A 16358-nucleotide genomic window follows, 5' to 3' on the forward strand; every position below is an offset into this window, starting at 1 on the left:
CAACCTGACCAAGGAGCAGGTGATCAACGACGTGCTCCTGGAGGCCCAGCCCACCAAGCAGTTCGTCACCGTGGATCAGGTGGCGGCGCTCGCCGTCTTCCTGTGCTCGGACGCGGCGAGCCAGATCACCGGCGCCAACCTGTCGATGGACGGCGGCTGGACGTCGGTGTGAGGGCCGGCCCGGAACCCGGATGGGAGCGCTCCGCCGGCGGACCTTGAGGTCTCTTCGGTTTCCCGGATGAATCACGTGCCTCGGTGTCGCTTTCCCTTGGCATCATGCTGATCTGGCCGGACGATCTCCAGGAAGTTGACCACGGCCGGATCGTCAGCGTCCCTGCGGAAAACGACGTCGGTTCCGACCTGCATCGTGCTGCCGGAGATGGGCCTGTAGACGACGTGCTCGCCGATGCTGACGGAGCTGACCGACGAAGGAACGATGGCCACACCCAGTCCGGCACCGACAAGGCTCACGAGAGAAAACCCGTTGCGCACCTCGTATGCGACACGTGGCACGAACCCAACCACTGACTGGATCAAAGAGCGGTCCTGTTCGATGTCCGATCCGACGTAGACGATGAACGGCTCGTCCGCGAGCGACTCCCGCGGAATCCGGCTCCGCCTGGCGAGGGGATGGTCCGCTGGAAGCGCCACCCTCAACGGCCATTCCGCCAGGCGGATCGCATCCAGCTCCGGCGGCAGCTTCCCGGCAGGACCGGCGGCAAAGCTGGCGATGAATCCGACATGGATCCGGCCTTCCAGGAGCTGTGCGATCTGCGTGCTCGGATGCAGCTCGTGCAGCCCGAGTTCGACATCGGGAACCCGTCGCTTGTACTGCCGCAGGACCTCTGACAGGACCCCGGAGTAGGACGTGTCTACGGAGTAGCCGATCTCGATGCGGCCGATCTCGCCGCGTCCGGCCCGGCGGGCCACGACGGCGGCATGCTGCGCCTGATCAAGGGTGCGGCGGGCCTCCTTGAGGAACAGGCGGCCTGCCTCTGTCAGGGTCACCACCCGGTTGGTCCGGTTGAGGAGCTGGACACCCAGCGTGTCCTCCAAGGCCTTGATCTGGATGCTCAGGGCCGGCTGCGCGATGTGAACCCGCTCGGCTGCCCGGCCAAAATGCAGTTCCTCGGCGGTTGCGACGAAGTACCGGAGCTGGCGCAGATCCATTGATAGGTTTCTCTAATCGTAGGGCCAAAAACAATATATTAGATCCGGGCTATGTGGGCAACTAATCCCTATTCCTGCCTTCGCACAGGATAGATGGATGCCTATGATCTCCCGCCCACTCGCCGTCGACAACAAGCCTGTTGAGCTGCCAGCTGCAGAAAGCTTGACCGGCCAGAGCGTCATCGACACCTCAAAGCTCGCTCATATTGATGGTGACAAGGGGATCCTGCTCTCTCGCAGCGACCCGATCGACCTGCTCTCGGAGCAGGGCGACTTCCTTGACAAAAGCGAGGCTCGTTTCCGTGCCCTTGCCAACGTGATCCCATCGATCGTCTGGACTGCGGCTCCGGACGGCACGACGACCTTCGTCAACGACCAGTGGTACCGCTTCTGCGGCATCGCGCCCGCACAGAATGCCCGCCGCTGGCCGCTGTCGGTGCTCCATCCCGATGATCAGGCCCGCTGCTGGGAGGCGTGGACCGCCGCGCGGCAGAGCGGACGGAACTTTGAGATCGAGACCCGCATCCGTCGCCATGACGGCGAGTACCGCTGGTTCCTGACCCGGGCCATCCCGGTACGGAATTCCAAAGGCGCCGTCACCGCCTGGTCCGGGACGACCACCGACATCCATGACCGCAGGCTCACCGAAGAGGCGCTGCGTGCCAGCGAGGCGCGTTTCCGCGCCATCGTCGAGACCGCCAACGAGGGGATCTGGCTGATCGGCGCCGATGCCCGGACGCAGTTCGTGAATGCCCGCATGGCAGCCATGCTGGGCTGCACCCCGGACGAGATGACCGGGCGTCCGGCGGTGGAGTTCATCTTCCCCGAGGACGAGCCGGACCACCGCGAGCGGGTCGGCCGCAATCTTGCCGGCGAGACCGAGCAGTTCGAGATCCGCTTCCGGCGCAAGGACGGTGCGGCCATCCCCGTCCTGGCCGCCACCAGCCCCCTGCGTGACGAGGCAGGGCAGGTCTCGGGTGCGTTGGGCATGTTCTCCGACATGAGCGAGAAGAAGCATCTGGAGGAGCAGCAGGCCCTGCTCATGCGCGAGCTCCATCACCGGGTGAAGAACACCCTGAGCACGGTGCAGGCCCTGGTGAACTCCACGGCCCGCAACGCGCCCTCGGTCAAGAACTTCAGGGACTCCCTGACCCAGCGGATCATGTCCCTCGCAAAGACCCACACGCTCCTGTTCGACAACGAGATGGCGGGCGTGCAGCTGCGGGACATCCTGCGCAGCGAGCTCGAGCCGTATGACGATCAGACCGGCACACGCATCCTCCTGAACGGACCGGACCTGGACCTGCCTTCCCATCTGACCCTGGCTGTCGGAATGGCGGTGCATGAGCTGACGACAAACGCGGCCAAGTATGGAGCACTGTCCAGTCCACAGGGACGCGTTCAGGTCACATGGAGCCTGCCTGCCGAGGTCGTCGAGGAAAGCAGGATCCGCTTCGAATGGGTGGAGCAAGGCGGCCCCCCCGTGGCCGTGCCGGACCGCAAGGGCTTCGGAACAACGCTGCTGGAGCGCGTGCTCAGCCGTCAACTCGGCGGCGAGGTTGATGTGGCCTTCGCACCGGAAGGATTGCGCGTGCGGGTGGAGGCTGCCCTAGCGGGTGTGGCGGGGAGATGACTGCCTGCACAGGGTCAGCCCCGACTCCCGAGTGCTGTCGCCTTTGAACGGCCAATCCAGCGGCCACGCGAATACCGGCTCCAATCTCGGCATATCGATATGTTTTGCCAATCGTAAAGACGAAAACAATATATTGGACCAGCCCATGTAACAAGCCTATCCCATCGTCAAGGGCAATGGTTTCCGAGGACATCAGGGAAAGAGCACGCCATGGCATGCAGTCGTCAATGGCACAGATTGGTCGGTTACACGGCGATGCTCGCGGTGACGAGTCTGACGGCCTGTCAGCAACAGACCAGCCGACCGGAGAATTCTCCGGTCGTGGTTCAGGTCGAGACGGCCAGGTTGACCGACTATGCCCCAGTGGTGCGGCTGACCGGGGAAGTCCGTGCACAGGTCGAAAGCGACCTGTCGTTCCGGGTGGGCGGTCGCATCACGGAGCGCCTGGTCAATGTCGGCGACCACGTGACCGCCGACCAGGTGGTGGCCCGGCTCGATCCGCAGCAGCAGCAGGCGACGCTGACCGCCGCCGAGGCCGCCGTCCAGTCCGCCCAGGCCGTGCTTCGCGAGGCGACCTCGACTTACGAGCGCCAGAAAGCTCTTCTCGTCCAGGGCTACACGACCAAGCGGGAGCACGATCAGGCCCAGGAAGCGTTCCGTACGGCGCAGGCTACCCTCGACACCGCACGGGCCCAACTCGGCACCGCCCGCGACCACCTGTCCGACACGGTGCTGCGGGCCGGCGTTTCCGGGGTCATCACGGCCCGCAAGGCCGAGACCGGGCAGGTCGTGCAGGCGGCCCAGACCATCTTCTCGATCGCGCAGGACGGACCGCGCGATGCGGTCTTCAATGTCTACGAATCGATCTTCACCTGCGAACTCGCTGATCCCGCCATCGCCCTGACGCTGGTGTCCGATCCGGCCGTGACGGCAACGGGCAGCGTGCGTGAGATCTCCCCGACCGTGGACAGGGCCACCGGAACTGTCAGGGCTAAGGTCGCCATCAAGCATCCGCCGGCAGCGATGACCCTCGGCGCCGCCGTCGTCGGCGAGGGCCGGTTCCAGACCCGCAAGCTCGTGGTGATCCCGTGGAGCGCCCTTTCCAGCGGGAACGGTCGACCGGCCGTGTGGACCGTCGACCCTCAGACCAAGGCAGTGTCGCTGAGGTCGATCACCGTTGACGGCTACGAGACCGGAAAGGTGGTCGTGCGTGGGGGGCTGCAACCCGGAGAGATCATCGTGACCGGTGGAGCGCAGTTCCTGCGGCCCGATCAGGTCGTTGCATTCCCCGAAGGAGCGGCTTCATGAACCCTGTTCTGACATCCGTGGCAGCCCTGAGTGTGGTCGGCCTGCTCGCCGCCTGCCAGGAGGAGCACCGTGCCGAGGCGCCGGCACCTCGACCCGTTCTCACCGTCGTTGTTGCCCCGCAGGCCGTGCGGACCGTGGGCTTCGCCGGAACCGTCGAGCCCCGGTACAAGTCCGACCTGGGCTTTCGGGTGCTCGGACGCATCATCAGCCGAGATGTCAATGTGGGCGACGTGGTCAAGAAGGGGCAGCGCCTGGCCACGCTCGACTCCCTCGCCTACCAGCTGGCGGTGAGATCGGCGCAGGCTGACCTCTCCAGCGCGACCGCCCGCCTCGAGAATGCCGCCTCGACCGAGACCCGTCAGCGCACACTGCTCGAGCAGAAGATCACCACCCAGGCACAGTTCGACGCCGCCAAGCAAGCCCGCGAGTCCGCGGAGGCCGGCGTCACGAGCGCCAGGGCAAACCTCGACAAGGCCGAGGAGCAACTCGGCTACACCGAGCTTCGCGCCGACTTCGCCGGCGTAGTCACGGCCACCGCGGCGGAACTCGGGCAGGTGGTCCAGCCGGGACAAACGGTCGTCTCGGTGGCTCGCCCTGACATCCGGGAGGCGGTCGTCGATCTGCCCGAGAGCATCGGGCGGGATCTCAGGCCGGAGGCCCGCTTCGACATCGCTCTGCAGCTGGATCCCTCGGTGCGGGCGGCCGGGTCGGTGCGGGAGATCGCGCCACAGGCGGATCCCGCCACCCGAACGCGGCGGGTGCGGATCACCCTCGAGGACCCACCCGAGAGCTTCCGTCTCGGAACGACGATCACCGCCACGGTCACGACGCAGGCGGTGCCGGGGATCGAGCTGCCCGTCTCGGCGCTGCTGGAGCGGGACGGTAGGACGACGGTCTGGGTCGTCGATCCGGACACCCGGACAGTGTCGACCCGGGACGTGACGATCGCCGCCAGGGACGGATCCTCCGTCCGGGTTCTGAACGGGCTCGCCGCCGGCATGCGTGTGGTCACCGCCGGCGTGAACAGCCTGACCCCCGACCAAACAGTCAAGATCGCCGATGAGGCCTCCCAATGACAAGCCGCTTCAACCTGTCCGACTGGGCGCTCGAGCACCGCTCCCTCGTCTGGTACTTCATGATCATTTCCGCCGTTGCTGGCTTCCTTGCCTACGTCAACTTGGGGCGCGAGGAGGACCCGTCGTTCACCATCAAAACCATGGTGATCGCGGCCCAGTGGCCCGGCGCCACGGTTGAGGATACCGCCCGCCAAGTCACTGAACGGATCGAGAAGAAGCTCGAGGAGCTCGACACCCTCGACTACACCCGCAGCCAGACCACGCCGGGCCAGAGTGTGATCTATGTCAACTTGAAGGACACGGTCAAAAGCCGCGACGTGCCGGACGTCTGGGTACGGGTCCGGAACATGGTCAACGACATCAAACGCGAGCTTCCCCAAGGTGTCGTGGGTCCTGTCTTCAACGACGATTTTGGTGACGTCTACGGCAACGTCTATGCGTTCACCGCGGACGGCCTGACGCAGCGGCAGCTGCGCGACTATGTCGAGGACGTGCGGACCAAGGTTCTCACAGTGCCGAACGTCGGCAAGGTCAACCTGATCGGCGCCCAGGACGAGGTCATCTTCCTGGAGTTCTCCACGCGCGAGATGGCCGCCCTCGGCATCAGCCAGCAGGACGTCGTGCAGACACTCCAGGCCCAGAACGCGATCACGCCCTCCGGCGTCATCGAGGCCGGTGCTGAGCGCATCAGCGTCCGGGTGACGGGACAGTTCAGCTCGGAGGAGAGCCTGCGCAATCTCAACCTGCGCATCAACGACCGCTTCTTCCGCCTCAGCGACATCGCCGCCATCAGCCGCGGCACCATCGACCCGCCGCAGGCGCTGTTCCGGTTCAAGGGCGAGCCTGCCATCGGCCTGGCCATCGGCATGAAGACCGGCGCCAACCTGCTGCACTTCGGCGAGGCGCTGCACGAACAGATGGCCAAGATCACCGACGAACTGCCCATCGGCGTCGGCGTACATCTCGTGGCCGATCAACCCGTCGTGGTTGAGGAGGCAGTCGGCGGCTTCACCAAGGCCTTGTTCGAGGCCGTGGTGATCGTGCTGGTGGTCAGCTTCCTGAGCCTCGGCATGCGGGCCGGGTTGGTGGTCGCGCTGTCGATCCCGCTCGTGCTCGCCATGACCTTCATGATCATGGAACTTGCCGGCATCTCCCTGCAGCGCATTTCGCTCGGCGCCCTCATCATCGCGCTCGGTCTTCTGGTCGACGATGCGATGATCGCCGTCGAGATGATGGTGGCGCGGCTGGAGGCCGGCGACACGCTGCGCAAGGCCGCCACCGCCGTCTACACCTCCACCGCGTTCCCGATGCTCACCGGGACGCTCGTCACCGTCGCGAGCTTTATCCCGGTCGGTCTCAACAGCAGCAACGCGGGCGAGTATACCTTCACGCTGTTCGTGGTGATCGCCGCCTCGCTGTTGCTGTCGTGGATCGTCGCGGTGGTGTTCACGCCCCTGCTCGGCGTGACGCTGCTGCCGAAGACGATGAAGAAGCATCACGACAAGCCGGGCCGCCTGTTGACGGCGTTCTCGCACCTCCTCGACGGTGCCATGCGCTGGCGTTGGCTGACCATCGGGGTGACGGTGGCGATGTTCGGCCTCTCGCTTTACGGCATGAGGCTCGTCGAGCAGCAGTTCTTCCCGTCCTCGGACCGCAACGAACTCCTCGTCGACTTCACCCTGCCGCAGAACGCCGCGATCACCGACACGAAGGCGCAGATGGACCGCTTCGAGGCCAAGCTCGCAGGTGATCCCGACATCGATCACTGGTCGTCCTATGTCGGCCAGGGCGCGGTGCGCTTCATCCTCTCCTTCGACCCGCAGCCGTCGAATCCGTTCTACGGCCAGATGGTCATCGTGACCAAGAGCATCGAGGCTCGTGAACGTCTCAGGGCCAAGATCAAGACCTGGGCTCGGGAGGAGTTTGCCGGCCTCGACGTGTACGTGGACCTGCTGGCGATGGGGCCGCCGGCCGGGCGCCCGGTGCAGTACCGGCTCAGCGGGCCGGACGTCCAGACGGTGCGGAGGCTGGCGCAGCAGCTCGCGGCTGTCATCGGCGAGCACCCTCGGGTCACCAACATCGGCTTCAACTGGAACGAGCCCGCCCGGGTGGTGAAGGTCGATGTGCTCCAGGACAAGGCCCGCCAGCTCGGCGTGACCTCGCAGGACATCGCAGGCGCCCTTAACAGTGTCGTGGGCGGCACGAGCATCACCCAGGTGCGCGATTCGATCTATCTGGTCGACGTGGTGGCCCGGGCCCGCGCCGCCGAGCGGCGCTCCATCGAGACGCTCCAGAACCTGCAGCTGCCGGGCAAGAACGGCCAGTCGGTGCCGCTGGCGGCGGTCGCGACCTTCCATTACGAGCTCGAGCAGCCGGTGATCTGGCGCCGCAGCCGCCTGCCAACGATCACGATCCGGGGCAGCATCGTCGATGCGACGCAGCCGGCAACGATCGCCCAGCAGCTCGAGCCCAAGGTGCAGGAGTTCATCCGCACGCTCCCGGCCGGGTACGGGGTGGTGGTGGCCGGCCCCGTTGAGGAGAGCGCGAAGTCCCAGGGGCCGATCGCGGCGGTGGTCCCGCTCATGCTGTTCATCATGGCGACCATCCTGATGGTTCAGCTGCAGAGCTTCTCGCGGCTGTTCCTGGTGGTGGCGGTGGCGCCGCTCGGGCTGATCGGCGTGGTGGCGGCGATGCTGCCGAGCGGGGCTCCCATGGGCTTCGTGGCCATCCTGGGAGTGCTGGCGCTGGTCGGCATCCTGATCCGCAATTCGGTGATCCTGGTCGTGCAGATCGACGACCATCTGCGGGAGGGCTGGGATCCATGGGAAGCCGTGGTCGACGCCACCATGCATCGGACGCGCCCCATCCTGCTGACGGCGGCGGCGGCGAGCCTGGCGCTGATCCCGATCGCATCCGAAGTGTTCTGGGGGCCGATGGCCTTCGCCATGATGGGGGGCATCATCGTGGGCACGCTGCTGACGCTCCTGTTCCTGCCGGCGCTGTACGTCGCCTGGTTCCGCATCAAGGCGCCATCTGAACCTCATACGAAGCTGCCGGCCCCCGAGGCGGGGCATAAACCAGAGAAGACGCATGCGCCGGCATAGAGCGCGCTGACCCGATTGGCGGGCGTTCCGGACCGCGGCCCTGTCCCCCGTACCCGGTTCGTGTGAACGCCTTCCAGCCCCGGCGGCTTGTGTCGCCGGGGCACACCTTCCCTGCATGCAAAAAGGAGCGAAGCCCCGTGCCCAACGACAATCCGCCTCGCAGCGACAAACGCCAGCATGATCTCAGGAGCACCCTCACGAAGCGCCAGATCCTGGACGGCGCGCGTCAGGTCTTTCTTCTGAGCGGCTATGCGGGCACCAGCATCGACCAGATCATCAATCAGTCCGGCGTCTCGAAAGGATCGGTCTATCACCACTTCGACAGCAAGGATGCCCTGTTCAGAGCGCTGATCGCCACGGAAGCGGAGAGGATCGCGCGGGCGCTGCCGTCCGTCGACCAGGACGACCCTGACCCGTGCTCCGCCCTGCGTCAGATCGGGCTGGCCGTTCTCGAAACCCTGAACAATCCGGCCACCATCGCCACCCTGCGCCTGATCATCGGAGCGCTTGGCCGGTTTCCCGGGCTCGGAGAAGAGTTCCTCCGGAACAGCCTGGGCCAGACCGTGGAGCAGATCGCAGCTTATCTCGATCTCCGAGCGGCTCCCGGCAACCTTCGGATCGGCAGCAGCCGTGCCGCGGCAGAGGAGTTCGCAAGGCAGTGCATGGCGCATGTGATGGAGCGTGTCCTGGTGCCCCACCAGCCTTGCCTGACGGAAGCGGAATGCACGGCGGTGGTCGAGGACATTCTCCGAAACTCGGGCATCCGACGGCGGGATGCCGGCCGCACGGCGGGAGAGCAGGTCTCATGAGCCGCTATGGCTGGGAAGCATGATGTCCACGCGGTTTCCGCTCATCAGCGAAGCCCTTGCCCGGTCGGCTCCGTTGGAGCAACAATCCTCGGTCGGAAACCCGAGATCCGCATGCGACAGCGTATCTCTCCACGCTATTTCTCTCTCAGCACGCTTCTGGCGATCAGTTTCGGGGGCTTGATGCTCCTCGCTGTCGACTCCGTTCTCGTGGTAAGCCTCGCGGGCGCGGGGCGGAACACGGGCGAGCTTCTGGCCGACAAGGCCGACCTGATCCTGTCATCCATCGAGCAGCGCGTCCGGCAACATCTTGGCCTCGTCGTGGCCCAGGCCGAGTATCCGAGGATCTCGATCGATCGGGGACAGCTCGACATCAAGGATGCCGGAGCGCTCGAAACAGCCCTCAGGTCTGCCCTTGCCGCAACACCGCAGGTAACCGGCATCGGCTTCATCCGCTCCGACCTGGAGGTCGAGCGGGTGGAGCGACGGGATGGCCGCCTCATCATTGAGGATTGGTCCGGCCAGCCCGAGATCATCAAGCTCTTCGAGGATGTGCGCGCCGGCAAGGCTGCCGGATGGCGGGACCCCATCTTCGGCCGACTGCTTCATCTACATGTACCGACGGATCGCAGGGTTCGGTGAGAAGCCCTGGATCATTGGCGCGGCCTTGCCCGGTTCGGACGCCGGGCAGGAGGCGGAGCGACTGCAGACCATGGTGTTGGCCGGATCAGGGCTCCTGCTCGTCTCCGTGCTCGGCGCGATCGCGGTCGGCCGGCGGGTCGCGCGTCCGATCCATGACTTCGTTCGCGTCACGGAAGCCGTCCGGACGCTCGACTTCGACAAGGCCCCCGTTCTCTCGCGCAGCCGGGTCCGGGAACTCGACACGGCTGGCCAGGCCCTGAACGCCATGGTTGCTGCCCTTCGCTGGTTTGAGCTGTATCTGCCCAAACGCCTTGTTCATCGCCTGATCGCGCACGGGCAGGACGATCTCGCCAACGCCTATGAGCGTGCTGTCACCGTCATGTTCACGGATCTGAGCGGCTTCACACGGATCGCATCGCGGCTGTCCCCCTCCGAAACGGCAAGGTTCCTGAACTCGCACTTTGCTCTGGTCGGCGCCTGTGTCGAGGCCGAGGGAGGCACGATCGACAAGTCCATCGGCGACAGCCTCATGGCGTTCTGGGGTGCACCGGAGGAGCAGCCCGATCATGTGGAACGGGCCTGCCGGGCCGCACAGGCGATCGCCTCCAGGATTCACGCGGACAACAGAGTCCGGTCGAGAAGCGGCCTCGCCCCTGTCCAGGTGAGGATTGGCATCAGCACAGGCCCTGAACTCGTGGGCAACATCGGGGCTCCCAGCCGGATGAACTACACGCTTGCCGGAGATGCGGCTAACATCGCGCAGCGCCTGGAACAGGTCGGGAAGGACGTCCAGGACGACAGCGACGTGATCACGTTGACCACCGAGGGAGTCGATACCGGCCTGCCTGAGCCCGGACAGGCCGTGTTCTGGGCCCGGTGGGAGGTGCGGGAGAGAGATGGCACGATGGGGATCTACCGGCTTACATGAGCATCCCTTTGGCCCGTCCTGACCCGCAGACGACTGAGGACTGGATCGGCCCGCCCTGCGTCCGGGCTTTGATGTCTGGGCCGCGATAGATGAAGTCAGCTACTGATATACTTTTCAAATCAAAGCGTAAAAAACAATATATTGGACCGGAGATTTGCCCGCGTCTATTCCTCTCTCCATACCTTTTCACAGGGACGGATTGATGCCCATGACCTCCAGCACCGTCACATTGGATCCGGGCGAGGCCGTCACCACCGGAGAGGCAGGTGGCCATGGATCTTAACCCGCAGTGGATCACCCTCATTTCGGCCTCGACGGCGATGATCGCCTCGATCGCCGGACCGTTCGTCAACACACGGATCGCCAGGTTCGAATTCAGGGCCAACGTGCTTTCGGTCAATCGCCAGAAGTGGATCGACACGATGCGCGACCTTGTGGCGAGCCTCAACTCGCAGCTTCTGATCGCAGCGGCGTTCCGCCAGACCCTCGAGGAGCCGACGGGGCTCATCATCGCACGGGATCCCGAGCTCTCCAGGCGCGTGGAGAACTTGCTGCGGACCGTCTCCAAGATCGAGCTCATGCTCAACCCGCTCGAGCAGGACCACCTGCAGCTCAATGTCCTGATGAAGGAAGCGATCGACCAGCTCCGCTCTCCATTGCTGGACGAGGGCGTCGAGGACCGCATCGAGGCCATCAGCCGCGATATCACGCAAGTCCTGCAAGGAATCCTCAAGCACGAATGGATTCGCGTGAAGCGCGGCGAGTAGTCGTAAGATCACGGATTGCTTCCACCGCGCATCTGGTCAGCGGCATGGAAGCATGAAGCATGCCAGCGACGCGGCGTTGGATTTTCATTTTTGCTCGATCCCCAAAATTCTGGGTGGAGCAAGGACAGGTATTCGGAATGCAATTGTTCATGAGGCGACATCGCGATGATGCTACCCGATACATCCGCTCCCCCAAGACAGGCTGGCGCGTTGCGTTTCTCTTCTGCCCTATGATCGCCTCACTGGTTGCCGGACCTCCTGTCTTTGCCGACGAGTTCGATCCCCTTGTCGTCTATGAGGAGGCTAGGACTCTGAACGACCAATGGCAGGCTTGTGCCGCCTCATTCGTAAGAGACAGGATCCATTCGCGGCAGGATCCGGAGATCCTCGCAAAGAAAGCTTTCGAGCGATGCAAAGCACGCGAGGATGGGCTGAGCAGTTTCCTGGTTGCACGAGTAGGGAAGACAGGCGCAGGCAACGTGATGGCACTGTTGCTCGAGAAGTACCAATCGGGTCTGAATGCTGCCATCACGGAACTGCGGACACGCCACTAAAGCATCGGACCCAAAAGTGGACTTGCACTTTTGGGATCCATCCGATGCTTTCTTCTTGAATGAGAGAATCGGGCATAAAGTGTAATCCACGTTCCGCTGACGCGGACCTCCAGCACCGCACGACGGCTCGACCTGCTCCGTTTCCCGCCCGAGAGCATCCAGTCCTTCCGGAGTGATGGCATAATGAGCAGGTCCGCTCAGGTCGGATGAACCTGGGTCATGACTCGGAGTTCGCGCACACCAGCCCATCTTGAGACATAAGCCAAAGGGTCCTCTGGTGACGGCCCGGGGACCGCAGGCAAGCTCTCGCAGAAGCTCGATTTTGTTGTCGCGCGGACTACGCGGGACTGCTTCCACCGATCCATGAGGGACCTCTTGGTTCGGGGACGACAGGACTGTCGTGATTAGGGGTCAAGACGCTCCGTGAATCTATCGCGCAATACTCAGTATGAGCGATCCGTCAGCGGAGACTGAAAAGGCTAGCGGCACTTCTTACCGTTTGTGACGCTCCCGCCGTCACGATCCCCAATTGTTCACCGACGCCGATCTTGCCATCGGTGATCGTCTGCCCGGCCACGAGCCGCTCGCCGAGCAGCTTGACCACCTCAGGGCTTTCCGCGAACTTGCCATGATTGAGCGGATCGCCGCTCTTGAGCGCCGTCAGGTCGAGAACCGTCACCCCGGCCTTCTCCAGTTCGGACCGGTAGGGCTCGGCCGCCGGATTGATCTGGCCGAGCCGATCGACGTCGCCGCCGATATGGCGTGACACGCTCAAGGCCTGATCGTCCTGCGAGACGAAAAGCGTAAGCTTCGGACGGGACAGGCCCAGTTCCTGCGACTGCCGGCGAAAGACATCGATGTCGAGATCCGGCGATGCCAGAATGACGTTCCTGATCTTCGGCGCGACACGACCATCGCGGATCGCCATCTGACGCAGGGCCTCCGTCACAAGCCAGCTTCCCATCGAGTGAGCCATGATCGTGACATCGCCGACCGACGGGTCCTGGGCAGCTCGCCGCAGAACCTCCTCGAGCTGCGTCCGGGAGTAGTTGGTGCTTTCCCTGTCATAGGCATAGTCGAGGACACTGGCCCGAGAAGGCCAGGTGAACAGGATCGGCGCGACGTCCGCGTGGGAATCGTGCACGATCTGAGCAAAGCGGTACACCGCGTCTTCATAGCGGTTGTTGAATCCGTGCACGAAGACAAGGACGCGACGGCTGCGTGGGAGATGCTGCTTCAACCATCCACGCACCTCGCCGAGGTCGGACAAGTCCCTGACGTTTGTCGTTGCGAACTCTGTCGCAGGATCCGGCGGCAGGCTCTTCGGCCACTGCACCTGTCCGACCTGCCGGTTCTCCGCCGGGGGGATGGAGACCGTGATCTCAGTCGAGCGTAGCCCCTGGCCGCGCTCTCCCGAGAACAGGACGGCCGGGTCCGATACGGGAGCCCGTGTGGTGGCGACGAGAAGGTTCACCTGAGAGGCGCCTGGAACGGTTGCCTGAACCGGCGCCAAAACCCCTTTAGGCAAGCCCGCACATCCCGTCGCACCGATGCAAAGGGAAAGAACGACAACAAGGCGGGTCGCTTGGTGCAGGGCGCAGGGCTTTCTGGGCGACTCTGATGCTTTGGCAATCAGTTTCATGACTTGGGGTTTCGACGGATCAGGGGGTGCAGGCGTTCTCAATTCAAGCACGCGGTTAGTCTCCGAGGCGCATTCGCCTGCACCGATCCAGCGAGAGGAAGTGAGAGGAGGGACTTTCCGGCGCTGTCCGCGACAAGCAGGCTCCAGCCGATCATGTCATGCTCCAGCGCTGGATCGTCCTTCCGGCAGGTCGGATGCGTGAGCCGCCGTTCCGAGGGTGCCCGCAACAGCCAGGGCGGCGAGGTGAACGTTGAGTCCCCGTCTCATTTCTTGTCCTTTCAGTGAGATAGACTGACATTATGAGGTGCGGGAACCACTGGGCATCGGCCGCATTCGGATGTCGGGCAAACTTCGCCTCAAACGCTTTTCGGGTCCAATATATTGTTTTTCATCTTACGATTGGGGACCGATATCACTGATTCAGACCTTGCTGATCGCCAGCATGAAGGCCATGCCATAGAGAAAGGTGATCTGAGAGAACATTTCGTATATTTCGGTCGTCAGGATACGGCTGGACGTCCGAACAGGCAGTTGGCCGCTGCTCTTAAATCATCAATGGCCCGCGGTGAGAGAGCACAACAGAGGCGTCGGTGGCGTAGCAACCGTCCGGCGATGACCGGATGACCGCTAAAGCATCGGACGTGAAAAGTGGACTTGCCCTTTTGGGATCCATCCGATGCATTCTTCTTGGATGAGAGCATCGGTCAGAACGGACCCAGCGGGCCGCTGACGCGGCCCGCTGGGTCCGTCCGATGCTCTAATGGCACGGGGCTGACCTTAGCCGGATTTCCGCTTTATCGGCGTGAGCGGACTCTCATTTGACCTGCTCAACATTACCTGCTGACCCGGAGCGGACCTTTCGTGCCGGCAGGCTGTCAAAGTTTGACGTTGAAATGAAACAATCAGGCAACCGTCACACGTGGCAGGTGGACGGCCTCAAGGCGCAGGAAGCCAGCATACAGGATAGCTCCGAGACAAGGCCCTCCAATGTAGATCCATGGGTTCATAGAGATACTTGCCACAAGCGCAGGTCCGAACGCACGAGCCGGGTTTGCACTGGCACCGGAAATGGGTGCCTCCAGCCATACCCGCACTGAGAGGACAGCAGGCAACACGAGCGGCGTCAAACGCCGCGTGCTGGGATGGGCGGCTGTTGCCAAAATCGCAAGGATGAGCAGAAACGTCACTCCCGTCTCACCCAACATGGCAACCCAGATGGGGACTCCGGATCCCGGCTGCGTTGCACCGAACGCAACGCTTTCGCCCATGCGTCCCCAGCCCAGGAGAGGCAGGGCGCCAGCGGCGCTGCCAGTGAACTGAGCCATGACCTAAAGACTTGCATCGCGCCATGCCAGTTTCTTCTCCAACCAAAAGGCAAGAGTTACTGCAGGATTGAGGTGTGCGCCGCTGATGCGCCCGATCGGCGAAATCGCAATCAGGGCTCCCACCGATCCGAACAATCCTCCCGTCAGAAACAGGCGCATTCCTTCGCCGGGAATGAGCCTTGAACCGGGGCTCTCTTGCCGGAACATGAGTATGACGATCGAGATCGGCGCAGTACGTATCGACTTCACATGGTACCCACTGACGGATCAGGTTGATTGCGATACAGCTTTGCGTGAAGAGAGGTGCCCTTGAACAAGGCGGCCGGACCGATGCACCCGGCCTATGCGTATCTACTGGTCTTCCGAGAGATCATAGGTTCGAGGCAGCCGAAAAGATGGATAAGAGGCTGCCGGCTACCCGAAGGGGTACCGCGCGTCTCCCCACCGGTCACGACCGATCGGCTCTCGGCGCTGTGTCACGGCATCTCTCACGGACGAATCTCAGGATACTATCTGCAACCTCCTTTGAGGCCTCGAACGGAAGGAGGTGTCCGGCACGTGCAATCTCGACGCGAGAGGCGTCGGCGAGCCGGGGCATAACCTCGGTCGTAATCACGGGCGGCGGGATGACCGGGTCAGCGCTGCCGCCCAGGACCAAGACCGGGCAGACAATCCGCTCGGCCTGAGCCGTGATGTTCTCGCGGCTACCCTGCGCCAGCCACCAGTTCCAGGCATCGGCTGAGGTCATGAGGTTGTCGGCGATACAGATTTCGGCGTCCTCTGCTAGGATCGGTCGCTGAGTGATCATGCGCAGTGTATGCTCCGCCGAGGCGCGGTCGCGGTGGGTTGTCAGCAGGCGCGCTCGCTCCTTCTCGTCCATTGGCTCAGGCGAAGGGGGTGGCGGAGCCACCAAGACCACGCCAGCAAGGCTTGGAGGATGAGCGGCGGCGCAGGCGAGCGCCAGCTTGCCGCCCATGGAGTGGCCGATAAGGACGAAAGACTTGAGGCGAAGGCCCGCAATGCGCCGCGAAAGCACCTGGGCAACCGCATCGACGCTGAAGGCCCGTAAGGGCGGCGAGCGGCCGAAGCCTGGAAGATCGATCCGCAGACACCTGTAGATGTGCGACAGATCTCCGGCCACATGGGCCCAAGACCGCAGGGAGCCGGCGAAATAGTGGAGAAACACGAGGGCAGGCGATCCGTCGCCCTGCTCTTCATCATGAAGGATAGGCTCGCTCATAGTCTTACCATCGGGTGTTCAGGTTCTTCGGTAGCGCGCCACGTGCACGAAAACCGTGTGATTGTAGCCCCTCCTGCTTGATCTGTATCGCCTTGATGCGGGCGTACCGACAGCCGGGCAGGCACAGCACTCCCTCTCCGTTCCCAATCAGGCTGTCATCCTC

General features: G+C 63.7%; 12 protein-coding genes and 2 pseudogenes. 10 read left to right on the forward strand and 4 right to left on the reverse strand.

Annotation, left to right across the window (positions count from 1 at the left end; genetic code table 11):
- The coding region (locus OCW50_RS27210) for an SDR family oxidoreductase (protein WP_262299772.1) at positions 1 to 172 on the forward strand (172 nt) is incomplete at its 5' end.
- Positions 173 to 243: 71 nt separating this feature from the next.
- On the opposite strand, the gene OCW50_RS27215 is transcribed toward OCW50_RS27210, so the two are convergent.
- The gene (locus OCW50_RS27215) at positions 244 to 1170 is read right to left on the reverse strand and encodes a LysR substrate-binding domain-containing protein (RefSeq protein ID WP_262299743.1); all 927 of its coding nucleotides are present in this window, start codon (positions 1168 to 1170) and stop codon (positions 244 to 246) included.
- A 97-nt stretch (positions 1171 to 1267) separates the two neighbouring features.
- Here OCW50_RS27215 and OCW50_RS27220 point away from each other — a divergent pair, with 97 nt between their 5' ends.
- The 9 genes from OCW50_RS27220 to OCW50_RS27260 all read left to right on the forward strand — a co-directional run bounded on the left by OCW50_RS27220 (position 1268) and on the right by OCW50_RS27260 (position 11988).
- Positions 1268 to 2803, forward strand: coding sequence for a sensor histidine kinase (locus OCW50_RS27220; protein ID WP_262299744.1), 1536 nt, complete (start codon positions 1268 to 1270; stop codon positions 2801 to 2803).
- A gap of 210 nt (positions 2804 to 3013) precedes the next feature.
- Positions 3014 to 4111 (forward strand): efflux RND transporter periplasmic adaptor subunit, encoded by a 1098-nt coding sequence (locus OCW50_RS27225; RefSeq protein ID WP_262299745.1) that lies wholly within the window; start codon positions 3014 to 3016, stop codon positions 4109 to 4111.
- On the forward strand, positions 4108 to 5187 hold the full coding sequence (locus OCW50_RS27230) for an efflux RND transporter periplasmic adaptor subunit (RefSeq protein ID WP_262299746.1): 1080 nt from the start codon (positions 4108 to 4110) through the stop codon (positions 5185 to 5187). The genes OCW50_RS27225 and OCW50_RS27230 overlap by 4 nt, the downstream gene beginning before the upstream one ends.
- The gene (locus OCW50_RS27235) at positions 5184 to 8291 is read left to right on the forward strand and encodes an efflux RND transporter permease subunit (RefSeq protein WP_262299747.1); all 3108 of its coding nucleotides are present in this window, start codon (positions 5184 to 5186) and stop codon (positions 8289 to 8291) included. Before OCW50_RS27230 ends, OCW50_RS27235 begins: the two co-directional genes overlap by 4 nt.
- 137 nt (positions 8292 to 8428) lie before the next feature.
- A complete protein-coding gene (locus OCW50_RS27240) occupies positions 8429 to 9100 on the forward strand; it encodes a TetR/AcrR family transcriptional regulator (protein WP_262299748.1) in 672 nt (223 codons plus the stop codon).
- A gap of 111 nt (positions 9101 to 9211) precedes the next feature.
- Complete coding sequence (locus tag OCW50_RS27245; RefSeq protein ID WP_262299749.1) at positions 9212 to 9739, forward strand: hypothetical protein; 528 nt, start codon at positions 9212 to 9214, stop codon at positions 9737 to 9739.
- On the forward strand, positions 9711 to 10667 hold the full coding sequence (locus OCW50_RS27250; RefSeq protein ID WP_262299750.1) for an adenylate/guanylate cyclase domain-containing protein: 957 nt from the start codon (positions 9711 to 9713) through the stop codon (positions 10665 to 10667). The genes OCW50_RS27245 and OCW50_RS27250 overlap by 29 nt, the downstream gene beginning before the upstream one ends.
- A gap of 266 nt (positions 10668 to 10933) precedes the next feature.
- Entirely contained in the window at positions 10934 to 11434 is a 501-nt protein-coding gene (locus OCW50_RS27255; RefSeq protein WP_262299751.1) for a hypothetical protein, read from the forward strand.
- Positions 11435 to 11571: 137 nt separating this feature from the next.
- Positions 11572 to 11988 (forward strand): hypothetical protein, encoded by a 417-nt coding sequence (locus tag OCW50_RS27260; protein ID WP_262299752.1) that lies wholly within the window; start codon positions 11572 to 11574, stop codon positions 11986 to 11988.
- Between the two features lie 475 nt (positions 11989 to 12463).
- Here the strand turns inward: OCW50_RS27260 and OCW50_RS27265 are convergent.
- The 3 genes and pseudogenes from OCW50_RS27265 to OCW50_RS27275 all read right to left on the reverse strand — a co-directional run.
- Positions 12464 to 13630: pseudogene (locus tag OCW50_RS27265) on the reverse strand (alpha/beta hydrolase); the annotation flags it as partial.
- A gap of 902 nt (positions 13631 to 14532) precedes the next feature.
- A pseudogene (locus tag OCW50_RS27270) lies at positions 14533 to 15162 on the reverse strand (MIP/aquaporin family protein).
- Positions 15163 to 15403: 241 nt separating this feature from the next.
- Complete coding sequence (locus tag OCW50_RS27275) at positions 15404 to 16195, reverse strand: alpha/beta fold hydrolase (protein WP_262299753.1); 792 nt, start codon at positions 16193 to 16195, stop codon at positions 15404 to 15406.
- Positions 16196 to 16358: the final 163 nt, after the last annotated feature.

The sequence above is a fragment of the Microvirga sesbaniae genome, assembly GCF_025460805.1.
Classification (GTDB): Bacteria; Pseudomonadota; Alphaproteobacteria; order Rhizobiales; family Beijerinckiaceae; genus Microvirga; species Microvirga sesbaniae.

Bases quoted from the DNA above. Each gene is read 5' to 3' on its own strand.
- OCW50_RS27215 (WP_262299743.1), bottom strand. From the start codon at position 1,170: ATGGATCTGCGCCAGCTCCGGTACTTCGTCGCAACCGCCGAGGAACTG.
- OCW50_RS27220 (WP_262299744.1), top strand. From the start codon at position 1,268: ATGCCTATGATCTCCCGCCCACTCGCCGTCGACAACAAGCCTGTTGAG.
- OCW50_RS27225 (WP_262299745.1), top strand. From the start codon at position 3,014: ATGGCATGCAGTCGTCAATGGCACAGATTGGTCGGTTACACGGCGATG.
- OCW50_RS27230 (WP_262299746.1), top strand. From the start codon at position 4,108: ATGAACCCTGTTCTGACATCCGTGGCAGCCCTGAGTGTGGTCGGCCTG.
- OCW50_RS27235 (WP_262299747.1), top strand. From the start codon at position 5,184: ATGACAAGCCGCTTCAACCTGTCCGACTGGGCGCTCGAGCACCGCTCC.
- OCW50_RS27245 (WP_262299749.1), top strand. From the start codon at position 9,212: ATGCGACAGCGTATCTCTCCACGCTATTTCTCTCTCAGCACGCTTCTG.
- OCW50_RS27250 (WP_262299750.1), top strand. From the start codon at position 9,711: ATGTACCGACGGATCGCAGGGTTCGGTGAGAAGCCCTGGATCATTGGC.
- OCW50_RS27260 (WP_262299752.1), top strand. From the start codon at position 11,572: ATGCAATTGTTCATGAGGCGACATCGCGATGATGCTACCCGATACATC.
- OCW50_RS27275 (WP_262299753.1), bottom strand. From the start codon at position 16,195: ATGAGCGAGCCTATCCTTCATGATGAAGAGCAGGGCGACGGATCGCCT.